We start from the raw sequence: 15,615 nt of genomic DNA on the forward strand, positions 1-15,615 counted from the left end.
CCGATCCGACTGCATGGCAAACCTGCCAAGCAGGCGAGCCTTCTTGCCTTCAATCTTGACAGGGAACATGAGAGACTGGGTGTGTCGAAATTCAGGTGGGGCCGGCGGGACTTGAACCTCGACAGGTCCTGGGTCTCAGCTTATCCGCGCCAGGGTGTCAGCCGCGGCAGCCAGCCGGGCACGGCGCGCCGATAGACCTCGTATTGTTCGCCATAGCGGCTGGCGAGCGTCGGCTCTTCATAGAGGTTGACGAAGGAGATCATCGCTGCCGCGGCGACGAGGCCGTGGACCAGTACCGCCCAGCTCGAGAAGATCAGTGCCTGGCCAAGGATGATCGCCAGCACCGCGACATACATAGGGTTGCGCACATGGCGGTAGATGCCGCCGACGACCAGCTTCTCGGTCGGCGCGACGGGAGCGGGCGTGCCCAGGCCCTCGAGGGCAAAGCGGGCGAAGGCATGAAGCAGGATGGTGGCCGCTCCGATCACAAGAATCCAGCCCGCAGGCACCAAGCCCGGCAGGGCCGAAAGCGGTTTGCGATAATGATCGGTCAACAGCCAGGGCGCCAGTCCGGCGACAACGCGGGGTGCCGCGACAAGGAATAGCGCGCTGCCGGCGATTGCTGAAAAAGTTCGCATTAGCCGTCTCCTGCCATAAAAATAAACTTGGCGTGCCGAAATCGACACCATTTCACCGACTCGCTATTTCCGAGCAAAATCGGCTCGATTTTACATTTAAGCAGTCGCTTTAGAGCCAGAAGCGCCCCGGAATCGGCGATTTTTCTGGTCCTATGGGTTCCAGGAACAGGTTGGACCACAGCCTGCGTCTTTTTGCATGCGTGTGTTGCAAAATAGATGCTTGTTTCTTGGGCATGATAAGCACATATATAGTCACATCTCCAGGGCGCGTTCTCCTCCCATTAGCGCCCTCGAGTGTTCCCCTCTGGAGGTTAGCCTTAATCGGCACTTCCAATCAAACTCAGCCGGATCTTTATTGATCCGGCTTTTTTGTTGCCCGCACGCCTTCGAGCCGGCAAGAAAACGACTGGATCCACCGCGTAACAGTGACATGTAACATCGGGTAACATGTTGCAGACCCACTCTATCGTTTAAGTAGACGATAGGACGCGGTTGGTCGGTTCGGGAGATGGGGGCATCACTCGAAAGACCGGGCTCAGGCAAGCGCCGCGTCCGAACCTTTTTTCCGGATGCGGCGGACCAGCCGTTGCCTCCCAGGAAAACGGTCCGCGATAGGAACGGCGTCCGGATCATCCGGACGCCGTTTTTCATATCTCCAACAGAAGTCTGTCAGGCAGGCCGACCTGCTAGTGCGGTTCACCGTTTCACGGGAACAGCGAACCGCACTATCTCATTGTTCTTACGCAATTCCGGACGGAAACCGCCCACGCTTTTCCTGGAATTGCTTAGGCGGCTTTGCCGTTGGCGTTCATTGCCTCGTCGGCCAGCCTGCCGGTGAGCTCGGCCATGTGATCGAAAGTGGCCTTGTAGCTGGCGACGCCGGCGGTGGCCGAGCGCAGCTCGATGATCAGGTCTCCGATTTCGGCCTGGGGCATGGTCGCCTCGACAACATCCCAGCCCGGCCAGTCCGGCCTTGCGTCATAGCCGAGGATCTGGCCGCGCCGCTGCGGGATCAGCGCGATTATCTTCGAGGTCGCGTCGGAAGGCGTGACGATCTCGACCTTCATGATCGGCTCGAGCAGGACGGGCGAACAGGCGGCCATGCCTTCCTTCATCGCGAGCTTCGCCGCCATCTGGAAGGCCATGTCGGATGAATCGACCGCATGGTAGGAGCCGTCCGACAGGTTGACGGCGACATCGACGACCGGGAAGCCGAGCGGGCCGGTCTTGAGATAGTCGCGAATGCCGGTCTCCACCGACTGGATATAGGTTTTCGGCACCACGCCGCCGGTGATGGTGTCGGAGAATTGGAAGCCGGAACCGCGCGGCAGCGGCTTGATCTCGATCACAACGTCGCCGAATTGGCCGTGGCCGCCCGACTGCTTTTTGTGGCGGCCGCGCTGCTGCGCCGATTTGCGGATAGTTTCGCGGTAAGGCACCGCCGGCGCATGGCCCTCGATGGGAATCTGGTTCTTGCCCTCGAGGCGCTCGCGCACCACGCGTAGATGCATCTCGCCGTGGCCCGACAGGACGGTTTCGGCGGAGTCCTGGTTGTGGCGCAGGCTGAGCGATGGGTCTTCCTCGGCGAGCCGCTGGATCGCCGCCGACATCTTGACCTCGTCCTTGCGCTCCTTGGGACGAAGCGCGAAGGCAAAGACGGGCTGCGGCGGCTCCAATGTGACCAATGGCCGGATGCCGCCCTTGACCGAGCTCAGCGTCTGGCCGGTCTTGACGTTGTCGAGCTTGCCGAGCGCGACCGTGTCGCCGGCCTTGGCCGATGTCTGCTTGATCTGGTCCTTGCCGAGCATCCTGTAGATGCCGGAGACCTTCGCCGTGTCGCCATTGGACAGGAAGAGCTCCGCCGCGTCGGCCAATTGGCCGGAAAGCACCCGCGATACCGAAAGCTTGCCGCCATGCGCGGTGTGGATAGTCTTCATCACCTGCACCACCGTCTGGCCGTCCGGCGCGCCAAGGCGCGTCCGCGTCGCCTCGACGTCCGGCGCGTCATGGCGAATGGCTTTCAACAGGCGCAGCACGCCGTTGCCTTTCTCGGCCGTGCCGATCAGCACCGGCGTCACCGCGCCGGCGCGCAGATCGGCCGAGAGATCGTCGAAGATCGCGTCTTTCGGCGGCTCGATCTCCTCCAGCAACTGCTCCATCAGGTGATCGTCATGGTCGGCGAGCGTCTCCAGCATGGAGAAGCGCGCCTCCAGCTCGCGCGCCTTGTCATCGTTCGGGATCTCGGCGACCTGGCTTTCGGCGTATTCGCGATAGATGTAGGCGCGTTCCAGCGCCAGATCGATCGATCCGATGACGATGCCGTCCTTGCGCACCGGAATCTGGCGCAGCAGCAGAGGTACCGTGCTTGCCGGCTGCAGCATCTTCAGCGTCTCGCGCACGCCCGCGACCGCCTTGTCGACCTTGTTGAGGAACAGGACGCGCGGAATGGCGAGATCGTCGAGCTTGCGCATGATGAGCTGCAGCGCCGGGATCTTCTTCTCGTCGGCCTCGGCGACGACGACCGCGAGGTCGCAGGCGGCGAGCACGGGTTCGGCCTCGAAGGCGAATTCGATGGAGCCGGGGCAGTCGACGAATGTGATCTGCTCGCCCATGAAATCGGTGGTGGCGAAGGTCGCCTCGACGCTCATGCCGTGAGCGCGGGCTTCGGGCGAATGATCGGAAACGGTGTTGCCCGACGAAACGGGGTTCTGGCGGGGGATGGCGCCCGTGCGGGCGAGGATGGCTTCGAGAAGTGTCGTCTTACCGCTTGCGAAGGGACCGACTATGGCAATGCATTTCGGTCCCGTGCGTCGTCCTCCGGCGCGAGTACCCATGGCTGAACCTCCACTCAGGCGTTTCCCAAGGAGCGATCAGCAAAAGTGGAAACCGGTTTGCGTCCGATCGCACCCTGTGCAGAGCGGCGGCCGGCCTGTTCGGCCGTCGCGGGCGGGTTTTCACCTCTTCCCAAAGCCATCGTCACACGGGTTAGACAGGAGGGCAAGGAAAATAGAATGTTCGCCAGCTTGAGTTAGGCAGGTCGCGATTTCCTGTTTTTCAGCCTGTGAGGGCAAGACCGCAGCCGCTAGAAGCCAAGCCGGCACCTGCCAATTGGCCCGTCCGCGCCACCCATCGATGATGGTAGTTCAGAAGCCGGAATCGGAAGATGTCAATAAAGGCTCAGCCGGCCTCGGTTCGGCGCACCGGCATGGCTGCGCTCTGCTTCACTACCCTCTCGGCAAAGCGTGACAGCAGCGGATTGAACAGGTCCGGCTTTTCCCAGAAAGGTGCATGGCCGGCGCCGGATATGACATGGCACCGTTCCCAGAGCGAGGCGTAGGCCACTGTCTCGAAGTAGCTCAGCCGCACGAGCGGGTCATGCTCTCCATTGATCACCGCGACCGGGAACGGGGCGTTCTCGACCACCTGCTTCTGGTCGGCGCCCTTGCCGGCAAACATGCCGAACGCCACGCCCGAGCGCAGCCTGCCGTCGGTGCGCCTTATGGCCTCGCGGAAAGACGGACTTGCGCTGCCGCCGAAGCAAAACGCCTCAAAGCGCTCGATGTCGCGTTCGAAGTAAACTTTCTTGGAGGTGAGCAGCATGTCCCAGTTGGCATGAAAGCCACGCAGCATGCCGAGCGGCCCCCTCGACACCGGCGGCGCCCCGGTCAACACCAGACCGTTCACCGCGTGATGGAAGCTGGCAAGTTCAATCGCTACATGGCCGCCAAGGGACCAGCCGAAGATGATGGCGTGGCCGATGTTCAGGGCATCGAGAAGGCGGGCTGTGGTCTGGGCGAGGCCGGTGATCGTATAGGTTGCGGCCGGGTCGCGAGCATCGGAGGAGTCGCCATGGCCGGGAAGGTCGAAAGCGATCAGCCGGTGGGCATCGGCGAGCGGACTGTCGAACTGACGCGCAAAGACGGCGCGCGAACTGCCCGAGCCGTGGATCATGACGATGGGCATGCCGGAACCGGACGACTGGCTGAGGCGCAAATCGGCCTGCGGCGTACGGATCAGGCGGTCAGTGACGCTCATGCTGGATTAGATCCTCGGATGTGGCTGGTGGGCAACATCGCATCCGGGGCTCTATATCTTCTTTAAGCATGTGGTTAAGAGAGGGTTCCTGGAAATAAACGGCCGGCGTGGCTACCGGCTGGATGGCAAGCACCGGCGGAAACCCCCTACGATGGAACCACTCCTCGATCTTCTTGTCTCGATTTGCAGCATCGCGACCATTGGCCAATATGTCTGGTCGATGCGGGCGCATTTCCAATTGCAGGCCATGTTCCCAGGCGCCATGGTGATTTCGGCAGCGGTGATTGCTACGACGCTTTTCTTTCTCGCCATCCTGTGGATCCAATCGCAGCCGGTTCCGGCAAAGCTCGCCGGGCTCGCCGTCGAACTGGCAAGCTCTGCTCTCTTCTGGTGGGCGATCGTCACCTCGCGGAAGGCGCGGCTGCACTTCGCCTTCGCGCCCGATAATCCGCACAGCCTGCTGACCGGTGGCCCCTACCGCTACATCCGCCACCCTTTCTACTCGTCATACATCATCTTCTGGATTGGATGGGGGATCGCGACCTGGTCGATCTGGGCGGTGGTGCCGGTCGCCGGGATCGCCGTCCTCTATGCGGTTGCGGCGCTGGGCGAAGAAAAGAAATTTTCGCGTACGCCGTTGGCGGGCGATTACCAGGCCTATCGCGATCGAGCCGGCCTGTTCTGGCCGCGGCTGGGGTGGTAGCCGACACAGGGCAGGGTTCTCCCCAATGGAAGGATTGCCAGATGAAGATCATTGCGTGCGGCGGCGTGGCGACGATGGTCGCGCCTCAGACTTATTTCACCGGGCGGGTGCTGCAGACGCCGATCATCGAGGAGGAAGCGCCGGCGCGGCTCAGAGCCACGCTGGTCAGTTTTGAGCCCGGCGCGCGCACGCATTGGCATACGCATCCGCTTGGACAGACGCTCTATGTCACCGCCGGCGCCGGTCTGGCGCAAAGCTGGGGCGGCGCTGTGCAGGAGATCAGGGCAGGGGATGTCGTTTCCTTCGCGCCGGGCGAAAAACACTGGCATGGCGCCGGCCGGAAAACCGCCATGACCCACATCGCCATGCAGGAGGCGCTGGACGGCGTCCACGCCGACTGGCTGGAGCAGGTTTCCGACGAGCAATATGGCGGCTGAACGCCCTCCAAGAAAAACCCGGCTCGAAGCCGGGTTTTCCTCGCTTGGTGAGTTCGCGTCGATCAGATCAGCGATGCGGTGAAGCGCTGGATGCGCGTGCAGGCTTCCTCGAGCAGCGCCTCCGACGTGGCGTAAGAGATGCGGAAGTTCGGGCCGAGGCCGAAGGCCGAGCCGAACACCACCGCGACGCCTTCGGCCTCGAGCAGTTCGGAGCAGAAGGCCTCGTCATTATCGATCACCTTGCCCGTCTTGGTCTTTTTGCCGATCAGCTCAGCGCACGACGGATAGACGTAGAATGCGCCTTCCGGCGAGGGGCAGGAGATGCCGCGCGCCTGGTTGAGCATCGAGACCACGAGATCGCGCCGGCCTTGGAAGATCGCCTTGTTCCTGGCGATGAAATCCTGCGGGCCGTTGAGCGCCTCGACGGAAGCCCACTGCGCGATGGTGCAGGCGCCCGAGGTCTGCTGGCCCTGGATCATGTCCATCGCCTTGATCAGCGCCACCGGGCCCGCGGCGTAGCCGATGCGCCAGCCGGTCATGGCATAGGCTTTCGACACGCCGTTCATGGTCAGCGTGCGCTCATAAAGGTTCGGCTCGACCTCGGCGATGGTCTTGAAGACGAAGTCGCCATAGGTCAGGTGCTCATACATGTCGTCGGTCAGTGTCCAGACATGGGGATGCTTGAGCAGCACGTCGGCCAGCGCGCGCAGCTCGGCCTCCGTGTAGGCGGCGCCCGACGGGTTGGACGGCGAATTCATCAGCAGCCATTTGGTTTTCGGCGTGATCGCCTTTTCCAACACTTCCGCCGTCAGCTTGAAACCGTTGTCGATCGAAGTGTCGGCGAAGACCGACGTGCCGCCGCAGATCGCCACCATTTCGGGATAGCTCACCCAGTAGGGGCGGGGAATGATGACCTCGTCGCCCGGGTTCAGCGTCGCCATGAAGGCGTTGAACAGGATCTGCTTGCCGCCGGTGCCGACGATGGTCTGCTCCGGCCGGTAGTCGAGATTGTTCTCGCGCCTGAATTTTTTCGCGATCGCCTCGCGCAGCGGCACGATGCCGGAGACCGGCGGATATTTGGTCTCGCCGCGGCGGATCGCCTCGATCGCCGCGGTCTTGATGTTGTCGGGCGTATCGAAGTCCGGCTCGCCGGCGCCCAGGCCGATCACGTCACGGCCGGCATTTTTCAGCTCGCGCGCTTTCTGCGTCACCGCGATGGTCGCGGAAGGCTTAACGCGGGAAAGAGCGTCGGCAAGAAAGGCCATGACAAGATGTCTCCTAGGAAAAGCGGCCAGGAGCGGCCGCGGCGCCTCTCATGTCGCATCATCGCGCCAAGCGCAAGCATTGTGCGATAAGCCAGAGGTCAAGGAGGCGTGAGCATTGCCCTCTGTAGACTGGCAGGCAGATAGAGGTCTTCAAGCGGGTCCGTGTCGGGATATGCCATTCGGTCTTGGCGACCTTGAACATGTGGTAGAGCGGGGCGAGTTCCCTCCGAAGTGACTTCGCTGTCACCGGACGACCTGTGATCCCGAATTCTCCTTAAGCCTTTGGTCACGGTACTATGCGAAATCCTTCGATTGAAGGACGTTCAGGGTTTTCGCCGCGATAGGGTAACGGAGGAACCTGTCCAGCAGGATCGTTTCGAACCTCGCTGAACGCTTCCTTGGGTAGGACTTCGTTTTTGTATCGAGTGACGAGTTCAGCCAGGGTGATCGATTTGAGTGTCTTCCTGTCGGGTCCTAGCTCTTGGCGGTCCAAAGACCGTTCGATCTCCCGTGCCTATTCGAGGACATCAGCCTTGACGAGAAAGGACTTCGACCGGAATTCATTCCCCCGGCGTCTGACTTGGACGTTTCATTTGCCGTTACGCTTGCGAATTGATGCCACTTCCGATGTTCCGTGTGACTCAGTTGTGGCCGGATGGTCATGGTCCGAAGATTCTGATGAGAAATCAAATGGTTCGGGTCAGTGAACACATCATCCGTCACGATGACGGCACCTCCACGGGTGTCTGGGGCATCTATACGCTGCAGAGCGCGTTCCAGCCGATCTTCGCCTTCAAGGAGGGCAAGCTTTCGGTCGCCGCTTTCGAGGGGCTGATCCGGCCGTTCCGCGATGGCGAGCCGCAGTCGCCGGTGACGTTTTTCGGCACCTGCCCGGCGGCCGACCGGCTGCATATCGAGGCGTTGACGCGCACGCTGCATCTTCTGAACGCCGGCGCCTGCCTGCCGCAAGAGGCGTCCATCTTCGTCAATTTCGATCCGTCGGTTTTCACCGATCGCCACATCGCCGACAAGGCCCTGCGCGACATGCGGCTGGTGCTGCACGAAGCCGGCATTGATCCGCGCCGCATCGTCTGCGAGGTCACCGAGCAGAAGTCGGCTTCGCAGGAAACGCTGTACGCTTTCGTTGAGGCGCTCAGGGCCAACGGCTTCCGCGTCGCGGTGGACGACTATGGCGCCGATGATTCAGACATCACCCGGATCAAGGAGCTCAAGCCCGACATCGTCAAATTCGATGCGCATTGGATCACCCGTCTGATGGAGTCCGGCGCAGGTTTCGCGTTGCTGACCGCGATGGTGCAGAGCTTCGAGGACCAGGGTATCCGCACCGTCTTCGAAGGTATCGAGGAAGGTTGGCAGCTGGAGCTTGCCGAAAGGTCCGGCGCCTCCATGGTACAAGGCTATGTGCTTGCCCGGCCGGAACTTGCCCTCACCAGCTTTCGCGTCTTCGGCGAGGTCGCGCAGCCTTCGGCCGAAGAAAGCAAGGCGCAAGTCGCTGCAAGCCCAGCCCCGGCGCCGCAGGCGCGGCCGGCAAGAGCGTTCGGGCGCAAGGTCGCGCCATGAGCGGACAACCGGACAGACGGCGCAATGTCGCCGAGGCGATCTTTGCCGACGAGATCGGCCTCCAGTTCGGCGTCTATGGCGAGTTCCGGCTGTGGAGCGCCTATCAGCCGATCTTCGCGCCGGAAGGCAAGGTGCTCAGGGCGATTGCCGTCGAGGGGCTGATCGAGCCGCGGCGTATCGCGGACCCTATCGCCCCATCGATCTTCTTCGGCGGCGTTCCCGCCTCCGATCGGCTGTTTGTCGAAACAATGTGCCGGATGCTGCATCTCGGCAACTACCGCAACATCGGCGTCGAGGGATTGACGCTGTTCTTCAATTATAATCCGAACGTCAACGACCATCCCGGACGAGCGCTGGCCGAGATCCGGCTGATGACCAGGCATCTCGGCGATTTCGAGCTGGAGCCCGGCCTGCTGGTCTGCGAAATCACCGAGCAGGCAGCGGACGACCACGTTCTTGCCAGCCTGGTGCGCGAAATGCGGCGCGACGGCATCCGCATCGCCATCGACGATTTCGGCACGGGACATTCGACCGAGGCGCGCATCGATCTGCTTGCGCCCGACATCGTCAAGATCGATGGCGCCTGGTTTGGCGAGCTCTGCCGCCATGCCGCCGCCGAGCGCTTCTTCCGGCCGCTGGTGGCGACGCTGCACGAGCGAGGCGCCAAAGTGCTGGTCGAAGGCATCGAGAACGCCCAGCATTTGCGCGTCGCGCTCGAGGGCGGCGTCGACCTCATGCAGGGTTTCCATCTCGCCCGCCCGGCGCTTGCCGGCACGATCTTCAACGAAGAACCGCTTTCCGTCGACGCCCTGCTCGGCGCCGGCAACAAGGTCGTGCCCCTGCATCAGTATCGCTGATGCAGAACCGGAAAACGTATCAGCGCCGCTGATGGTTCTTCTTGAAAACAAATCACTGGATGGTCCCGCCCGAGCGCGTTAGAGCCGTGCTGAAATGGGCTTCAGGCGACGTGCGAGGTATGTGGGATGATCCTTTACGACATGGCCGACAGCGGCAATTGCTACAAGCCGCGGCTGTTGATGGCGAAGCTCGGCATTCCCTTCACCCGGGTCGAGGTGAGCTCGCATACCGGCGAAACGCGCAAACCGGACTACGTCGCCAAGAATCCGAACGCGATGGTGCCGATGCTCGAGCTCGACGACGGCAGGCGCCTCACTGAGAGCAACGCCATCCTGCTTTATCTTGCCGAAGGCACGCGATTCCTGCCGGCCGACAAGTATGAACGCGCGCTGGCTTACCAATGGCTGTTCTTCGAACAATACAGCCATGAGCCCTACATCGCGGTGCGCAAGGCGCTGCTGACCTTCCCGGAACGGGCGAAGGACGCGACGCCGGAACGATTGGCGCAGACGCTGGAGCGCGGCAACAAGGCGCTCGGTGTTATGGACCAGCATCTGCAGCGGAACGAATTCTTCGCCGGCAGCGCCTATAGCGTCGCCGACATCGCCTTGTACGCCTATACCCACACCGCCGGGATGGGTGGCTTCCAGCTCGACGCCTATCCGGCCGTCGCCGCCTGGCTGAAGCGGGTGGAGGCGGATAAGGGACATGTGCCGATCGACTGGGTGCCTTAAGGCAGCGCTGGCGATTGGCGAAAGGCTGGGGGACAGCTTCCTTCCCCCGTTCACCGGGAGAAGATGGCGGCAGCCAGATGAGGGGCTGCGCCGGCCTTACCAATTCAGCCAAAATGACAGTCCTGAAACGTTGGCGCTGCCCCTCATCGCCCTGCCGGGCACTTCTCCCCGTGAACGGGGAGAAGGAGGCAACTCGCCAGATTTCAGACAACAAAAAAGGCGGGCAATGCCCGCCTTCCTGTGCCGGTAGCCTGATCGGGAGCGTCCGGTCCGGACTGGCAGCTATCTGCTGTTCCAGCTTGTCGGGTCTTTTCGCTCCGGCGCGCTTCTCGCGCGACCGTCAGTACATCCGTGACTTGCCGCGCGCCCCGAACCTTCGCCCAGTGCGCGCCTTACTTAGTCGCATTTCGCGTCGCCGGCGGTAAAGCCTGCCGCAAAACGCTTAAGCCAAATCAGGCTGCCTTGCTCAGAGACCCAGCAGCGGACTTGCCGGTGCGGCGGTCCTGCTCGATCTCGAAGTTGATCTTCTGGCCTTCAGCCAGGCTCGTCATCCCAGCGCGTTCGACAGCGGAGATGTGGACGAAAACGTCCGCGCCGCCATTGTCAGGTTGGATGAAGCCGTAGCCTTTGGTGGCGTTGAACCACTTGACCGTACCAGTTGCCATATAGAATGCCCTTCACATTTGCTTTTGTTTGACCGGACCAACGTCCGGCCGGCGGTATCGAAATTTTGGAGATAGACGTCAGCAAACGCGAAGATCGCGGCCCGATCGATCGGCCAAATTCAATGCTGCGGATATAGGATAGTTTGAGCAAGAAAACAAGATGGGTTGCTTGGACGCCGCCCGCATGCCGGATCGAGCGGAGTGCAAGCGGCGGATGGAAGTTTTGACAGCGGCCCCGCGTTGTGGAGGGATGAGATGCTTGCCGTACGAGAGCGGTTGGCCGTTTCACGGAAACGGCCAACCGCTCTCCAAGCATCTGATTTGACCCAATTCCGGACGGAAAACCGCTACGCACTTTTCCTGGATTGCTTTAGGAGAGGGACCATGAAAACATTCCTGCTTGCCGCTTGCTTCCTGCTGCTGGCCGCGGAAGCGCAGGCGGTGACGCGCTACGATCCGACGCGCATGAGCTGCGACCGGGTGCAGGCGACGATCGCCAGACAGGGCGCCGTCATCCTGCGCTACCAGTCGACGCGCGTGCCGGGGCTGCCGCTCTACGACCGCTATGTGCGCGACGAGCGTTTCTGCAACGCGGGCGAAGTGAGGGCACGCGCCTACGTGCCGAGCGCCGACACCCGGTCCTGCATCGTCTATGTCTGCAAGCGTCCGGATTTCGAGCGGCGTTTCCGGCGCCGGTTCCTGCAGGACTGATACGCAGCGCCTTAGAACCCGAACGAAGCCTGCGCCGCCGGCGGCGGGCCGACGCGAACGCCTTCCATGGCCAGCATCCTTTCCTTGGTGGCCGAGCCGCCGGGCGCGGAGAAGCCGCCGATCTTGCCGCCGGCCGCTAGGATGCGATGGCACGGAATGACCAGCGGCACCGGATTGGCGCCTAGCGCCGCGCCCGTTTCGCGCGGAAGGCCCGCATGGCCGGCGCGCTTGGCCAGTTCGCCATAGGTGGTGGTCTCGCCGAAGCCGAGCTTGCGCGCCGCGTCGTAGATGGCGAGGCGGAAATCGTCGACGCCGTCGAGATCGACCGGCACGCTCGAGAAGTCGACGTCCTCGCCGGCCGCATAGGCCTTGATCTTGGCGATCAGATCGACCACCCAGGACGGCTGGTCTGTCGAGGCTGAGACGCCGGGGTGGCGAAGCAGCCGGCGCTCGACCGCTTCGCGGCTGCGCTCCGGCAGGCAAAGCCGGATCAGGCCCTTCTCGCTCCAGGCAATGCCCATAAAGCCGATCACTGTTACTAACACTGCGTGGCCGGCCGTGATCTGGGATGTGGGTTTCATGGCGTATTCCTTCGGCAAAACAGCGAAAAACGAGTACATATCCAGAACAATATGGCACTTCGGCCCTGTTGTCGCCACCCGAAAACCGCCGGGTGGCCCCGATTGCCGGGTGTGAATCGCTGGTGTAAGGACTCCTTAACAACCGACAAACCGGACCCGCACGGCTTGCCAGCTAAAATCATATTCACCGCGCTCAGCGTGCTCGTAGCCGCTGCTGGTCTCAGCGGCTGTACCTCGACCTCGCAGATGAAGGCCGCGCCCGCGCTTGCGGAAGCCTCGACGCCTGCCGTCGCGGACGATACGCCGACGCTCGCGCTGCCCGAAACGGTGGCCGTGCTGCCGGAACCTTCGGGTCTCGCGCAGGTGCAGACCGCGGCGCTGGCTGGCGATGCCGTCGCCATGGCGACCACGCCAGGCGCGCCCGCGACGCAAAGCGCGCCCGCGACGCAAAGCGCGCTTTTGCCGCCGCCTGTCCAGCCCGGCGCGTCCGCTGCGGCGCTGGCTCAGCCCGCGGCTTTCGCCGGAGCGACGCCGATGGCCGGCCAGTTTCCGCCGCCGCCGGTGCTGACGGCCGGCGGCTCGCCGACCGGCCCAGGATCCATCAGCCGAGCGGCATCCATCAGCCGAGCGGCGGTCTATACGACCGCAGGCGTCGCCATGCCGGTCACCGGCCAGTCGGCGAAAGTCGCCCCGATGCCCGGCGTCCAGCAGGTCGCCTATATGATGCCGGAAAATCCGGCGCTGCTTGCGGCACCCGGCCAACCCGAGCAGCACGCCAGCGGCCCGCGCGGCGAGATCGAGCGGCTGATCGAGAAATATTCGGCGATCTATGAAGTGCCGGTCGAGCTGGTGCGCCATGTCGTCAACCGCGAGAGCACCTTCAACCCGAAAGCCTACAATCATGGCCATTGGGGGCTTATGCAGATCAAGCACGCGACGGCGCGCGGCATGGGCTATGACGGACCGGCGACCGGCCTGTTCGACGCCGAGACCAACCTCAAATACGCGGTGAAATATCTGCGCGGCGCCTGGCTGGTTTCGGGCGGCAACGCCAAGCGGGCCGACACGCTCTACCAGACCGGTTACTACTACGACGCCAAGCGCAAGGGCCTGCTCGAGGCGACGGGGCTTGGCTCCGACCGCAAGCGGCATCGCCTGCAACCCGACGCCTGAGCGGACGGTCCCGCGCGGCGTTTCGAGACAGCGCCATGCACGAGAACACGACGCCCCGCCCGCCGGCTCCCAACGACATCCGCCTGCGCAGGTCCTCGATGATACGCTCACCGCGCCGCATTGGCCGGAGGGCTTCGTAATGCGCGGGTTCGAGCACCGTGATGCACATGCTTTGCACGCGCTGCTGGAAGAGGTGTTCGACGACGGCACCGACGGGCCGTTCGACGAGTGGTGGCCGCGCATTGCCGGCGATACGGAGTTCAATCCCGCTCTCTGTTTCCTGGCGATCGACGGCAAGGGGCTGCTGGCGGGCGCGGCGCTCTGCTGGACATCCGGTTTCGTCAGGGATCTCGCCGTCCATCCGGAATCGAGACGGCAGGGCCTCGGCGAGGCGCTGATGCGGCAAGTGTTCCTGACCTTTCGTGAGCGCGGGGCGACCCATGTCGATCTCAAGGCCAATATTGTCAAGAACACCGCGGCCTTCAGGCTCTACGAGCGGCTCGGCATGATCCCGGTCGACTGGGAAGGCTGACGCGCAAAGCGCGGCGGCCCGTATTGGAGGCTCCCGGCGCGGCGTTGCAATCGCCTGCGCCCGGACATTGTGAACTCCTTCACATAGGCTGACGTTAGGGCATGCTAATTCGTCGTCGTGCCGGGCGGCCGATCGGCGGATCGACGCGGGCAAGGCGTCGGAGGAGGCTGTGCCGGCATGCGTCAGCCACTCCCAGGCGGGCTCCGGGGCGGGGGTTTCGGAGCCCGTCCGCTTTGCGTGAAGCGAGGCGGACGGAACGGGCCGCCGACGCGGTCGAGCCAACCGGGATCGGCTTCACCGACCTGCTGGCCCGGTCGGCCACGCACAACGCGGGAACCCTAAGCGGCGTCGCGCATTCAACGCGGGGGCCTTGATGAGCCGCGACCTGTGCGTCGCCGGTCGCGCAGGGAGGTCCGCAATCCCGTGAAGCTCGCTTCAGCATTCCTGGCCGCCGGCATCCTGCTCGGCGCTGTTCAAGCGCGAGCCGTGGAACTGTCGATCGTGTCGGGTGATACGGGCAACGGCATCAAGGTGCTGCGCGAGATACTCGATCGTTACGAGAAGAAGAGCGGCAACAAGGTCGATATCGTCGTCATTCCGCCTTCGACCACCGACCAGTTCGGCCAGTACCGGCTCTGGCTCGCCGCCGGCAGCAGCGATATCGACGTCTACCAGACCGACGTGATCTGGGCGCCGCAGCTTGCCAGCCAGCTGGTCGACCTGACCGAGGCGACAAGGGATGTGGTGGGAGAGCATTTCCCGTCGATCATCCAATCGCAGACGGTCAACGGCAGGCTGGTCGCGCTGCCGATCTTCACCGACGCGCCGGCGCTCTATTACCGCAAGGATCTGCTCGACAAATATGGCGCCAAGGTTCCGACCACCTGGAAGGAGCTCGCCGATACCGCGAAGCTCGTGATGAACAAGGAGCGGGCGGCCGACAACAAGGACATCTGGGGCTTCGTCTTCCAGGGCAACGCCTATGAGGGGCTGACCTGCAACGCGCTCGAATGGGTGATGTCGAATGGCGGCGGTCGGATCATCGAGCCGGACGGTGAAATCTCCATAGGCAATCCAAAGGCGGCCGCGGCGCTCGACATGGTCAAGGGCTGGATCGGCACGATAGCGCCGCCGGGCGTGCTCGCCTATCAGGAGGAAGAAACGCGCGGCGTCTGGCAGACCGGCAATGCCGTCTTCATGCGCAACTGGCCATACGCCTATGCGCTGGGCAACAGCGAGAATTCGCCGATCAAGGGCAAGTTCGACGTGGCGCCGCTGCCGGCCGGCGAAGGCGGGCGGCCGGTCGCCACGCTGGGCGGTTGGAACCTTGCGGTGTCCAGATATTCGAAACATCCAGGTGAGGCGATCGAGCTGGTCAAGTTCATCGCGTCGCGCGAGATGCAGAAATACCGGACGCTGAGAACGTCCAACCTGCCGACCATCCCGGCGCTCTATGACGACCCCGACGTCGCCCGGCAGCAGCCGATCGTGCCGCGCTGGAAAGAGATTTTTCTCAACGCGCAGCCAAGGCCGTCGGCAACCGCCAGGATCAAGTACAACGAAGCATCCAGCCAGTTCTGGACTGCCGTGCACGACACGATCTCCGGCCAAGGCGCCGCCGCCGACAACCTGGCCGATCTCGGGGCGAGGCTGACCAGGCTGAAAGGCAAGGGCTGGTGAGCGCGGCAAGGCGATCGCCGCT

14 protein-coding genes and 1 pseudogene are annotated in these 15,615 nt (G+C 63.2%); 9 read left to right on the plus strand and 6 right to left on the minus strand.

The annotated features are described in order from the left end of the window. Nucleotides 1–140 precede the first annotated feature (140 nt). The 3 genes from LB528_RS23730 to LB528_RS23740 all read right to left on the minus strand — a co-directional run bounded on the left by LB528_RS23730 (nucleotide 141) and on the right by LB528_RS23740 (nucleotide 4,673). Entirely contained in the window at nucleotides 141–638 is a 498-nt protein-coding gene (locus LB528_RS23730; protein ID WP_224716516.1) for a methyltransferase family protein, read from the minus strand. 785 nt (nucleotides 639–1,423) lie between these two features. Next, complete coding sequence (locus LB528_RS23735) at nucleotides 1,424–3,472, minus strand: elongation factor G (RefSeq protein ID WP_224517653.1); 2,049 nt, start codon at nucleotides 3,470–3,472, stop codon at nucleotides 1,424–1,426. A 343-nt stretch (nucleotides 3,473–3,815) separates the two neighbouring features. Further along, a complete protein-coding gene (locus LB528_RS23740) occupies nucleotides 3,816–4,673 on the minus strand; it encodes an alpha/beta fold hydrolase (protein ID WP_224716517.1) in 858 nt (285 codons plus the stop codon). Nucleotides 4,674–4,824: 151 nt separating this feature from the next. Here LB528_RS23740 and LB528_RS23745 point away from each other — a divergent pair, with 151 nt between their 5' ends. Together LB528_RS23745 and LB528_RS23750 are read left to right on the plus strand one after the other, a co-directional pair. Then, a complete protein-coding gene (locus LB528_RS23745) occupies nucleotides 4,825–5,376 on the plus strand; it encodes a methyltransferase family protein (RefSeq protein WP_224517649.1) in 552 nt (183 codons plus the stop codon). A 41-nt stretch (nucleotides 5,377–5,417) separates the two neighbouring features. Then, on the plus strand, nucleotides 5,418–5,813 hold the full coding sequence (locus LB528_RS23750) for a cupin domain-containing protein (protein WP_224716518.1): 396 nt from the start codon (nucleotides 5,418–5,420) through the stop codon (nucleotides 5,811–5,813). Nucleotides 5,814–5,875: 62 nt separating this feature from the next. Here the strand turns inward: LB528_RS23750 and LB528_RS23755 are convergent, their stop codons facing one another. Then, nucleotides 5,876–7,078, minus strand: a complete 1,203-nt coding sequence (locus LB528_RS23755; RefSeq protein WP_224716519.1) for a pyridoxal phosphate-dependent aminotransferase — start codon at nucleotides 7,076–7,078, stop codon at nucleotides 5,876–5,878. 690 nt (nucleotides 7,079–7,768) lie between these two features. On the opposite strand from LB528_RS23755, the gene LB528_RS23760 reads away from it, so the two are divergent. The 3 genes from LB528_RS23760 to LB528_RS23770 all read left to right on the plus strand — a co-directional run bounded on the left by LB528_RS23760 (nucleotide 7,769) and on the right by LB528_RS23770 (nucleotide 10,251). Beyond that, nucleotides 7,769–8,659 (plus strand): EAL domain-containing protein, encoded by an 891-nt coding sequence (locus tag LB528_RS23760; RefSeq protein ID WP_224716520.1) that lies wholly within the window; start codon nucleotides 7,769–7,771, stop codon nucleotides 8,657–8,659. Continuing rightward, nucleotides 8,656–9,516, plus strand: a complete 861-nt coding sequence (locus LB528_RS23765) for an EAL domain-containing protein (RefSeq protein WP_224716521.1) — start codon at nucleotides 8,656–8,658, stop codon at nucleotides 9,514–9,516. Before LB528_RS23760 ends, LB528_RS23765 begins: the two co-directional genes overlap by 4 nt. A gap of 126 nt (nucleotides 9,517–9,642) precedes the next feature. Then, a complete protein-coding gene (locus LB528_RS23770) occupies nucleotides 9,643–10,251 on the plus strand; it encodes a glutathione S-transferase family protein (protein WP_224716522.1) in 609 nt (202 codons plus the stop codon). A 452-nt stretch (nucleotides 10,252–10,703) separates the two neighbouring features. Here the strand turns inward: LB528_RS23770 and LB528_RS23775 are convergent, their stop codons facing one another. Then, nucleotides 10,704–10,916 carry a cold-shock protein gene (locus LB528_RS23775; protein WP_027168154.1) on the minus strand — a complete coding sequence of 71 codons (213 nt, stop codon included), beginning with the start codon at nucleotides 10,914–10,916 and terminating at the stop codon, nucleotides 10,704–10,706. A gap of 384 nt (nucleotides 10,917–11,300) precedes the next feature. Here LB528_RS23775 and LB528_RS23780 point away from each other — a divergent pair, with 384 nt between their 5' ends. Continuing rightward, nucleotides 11,301–11,627, plus strand: coding sequence for a hypothetical protein (locus LB528_RS23780; RefSeq protein WP_224716523.1), 327 nt, complete (start codon nucleotides 11,301–11,303; stop codon nucleotides 11,625–11,627). 11 nt (nucleotides 11,628–11,638) lie between these two features. On the opposite strand, the gene LB528_RS23785 is transcribed toward LB528_RS23780, so the two are convergent. Further along, nucleotides 11,639–12,208, minus strand: coding sequence for a methylated-DNA--[protein]-cysteine S-methyltransferase (locus LB528_RS23785; RefSeq protein ID WP_224716524.1), 570 nt, complete (start codon nucleotides 12,206–12,208; stop codon nucleotides 11,639–11,641). A 165-nt stretch (nucleotides 12,209–12,373) separates the two neighbouring features. Here LB528_RS23785 and LB528_RS23790 point away from each other — a divergent pair, with 165 nt between their 5' ends. The 3 genes and pseudogenes from LB528_RS23790 (at nucleotide 12,374) to LB528_RS23800 (ending at nucleotide 15,593) form a co-directional block, all read left to right on the plus strand. Next, on the plus strand, nucleotides 12,374–13,381 hold the full coding sequence (locus tag LB528_RS23790; RefSeq protein ID WP_224716525.1) for a lytic transglycosylase domain-containing protein: 1,008 nt from the start codon (nucleotides 12,374–12,376) through the stop codon (nucleotides 13,379–13,381). Nucleotides 13,382–13,416: 35 nt separating this feature from the next. Continuing rightward, nucleotides 13,417–13,913 (plus strand): annotated as a pseudogene (locus tag LB528_RS23795) (GNAT family N-acetyltransferase). 423 nt (nucleotides 13,914–14,336) lie between these two features. Continuing rightward, complete coding sequence (locus LB528_RS23800; RefSeq protein WP_224716527.1) at nucleotides 14,337–15,593, plus strand: ABC transporter substrate-binding protein; 1,257 nt, start codon at nucleotides 14,337–14,339, stop codon at nucleotides 15,591–15,593. Nucleotides 15,594–15,615 lie beyond the last annotated feature (22 nt).

Origin of the sequence: Mesorhizobium sp. CA4, from assembly GCF_020165075.1 — a bacterium.
Lineage (GTDB): Bacteria > Pseudomonadota > Alphaproteobacteria > Rhizobiales > Rhizobiaceae > Mesorhizobium.

What these genes read in the sequence shown, in the direction of transcription:
- LB528_RS23755 (WP_224716519.1), bottom strand. Translation starts at nt 7,078, where the DNA reads ATGGCCTTTCTTGCCGACGCTCTTTCCCGCGTTAAGCCTTCCGCGACC.
- LB528_RS23760 (WP_224716520.1), top strand. Translation starts at nt 7,769, where the DNA reads ATGGTTCGGGTCAGTGAACACATCATCCGTCACGATGACGGCACCTCC.
- LB528_RS23740 (WP_224716517.1), bottom strand. Translation starts at nt 4,673, where the DNA reads ATGAGCGTCACTGACCGCCTGATCCGTACGCCGCAGGCCGATTTGCGC.
- LB528_RS23775 (WP_027168154.1), bottom strand. Translation starts at nt 10,916, where the DNA reads ATGGCAACTGGTACGGTCAAGTGGTTCAACGCCACCAAAGGCTACGGC.
- LB528_RS23730 (WP_224716516.1), bottom strand. Translation starts at nt 638, where the DNA reads ATGCGAACTTTTTCAGCAATCGCCGGCAGCGCGCTATTCCTTGTCGCG.
- LB528_RS23780 (WP_224716523.1), top strand. Translation starts at nt 11,301, where the DNA reads ATGAAAACATTCCTGCTTGCCGCTTGCTTCCTGCTGCTGGCCGCGGAA.
- LB528_RS23770 (WP_224716522.1), top strand. Translation starts at nt 9,643, where the DNA reads ATGATCCTTTACGACATGGCCGACAGCGGCAATTGCTACAAGCCGCGG.
- LB528_RS23765 (WP_224716521.1), top strand. Translation starts at nt 8,656, where the DNA reads ATGAGCGGACAACCGGACAGACGGCGCAATGTCGCCGAGGCGATCTTT.
- LB528_RS23750 (WP_224716518.1), top strand. Translation starts at nt 5,418, where the DNA reads ATGAAGATCATTGCGTGCGGCGGCGTGGCGACGATGGTCGCGCCTCAG.
- LB528_RS23735 (WP_224517653.1), bottom strand. Translation starts at nt 3,472, where the DNA reads ATGGGTACTCGCGCCGGAGGACGACGCACGGGACCGAAATGCATTGCC.
- LB528_RS23745 (WP_224517649.1), top strand. Translation starts at nt 4,825, where the DNA reads ATGGAACCACTCCTCGATCTTCTTGTCTCGATTTGCAGCATCGCGACC.
- LB528_RS23785 (WP_224716524.1), bottom strand. Translation starts at nt 12,208, where the DNA reads ATGAAACCCACATCCCAGATCACGGCCGGCCACGCAGTGTTAGTAACA.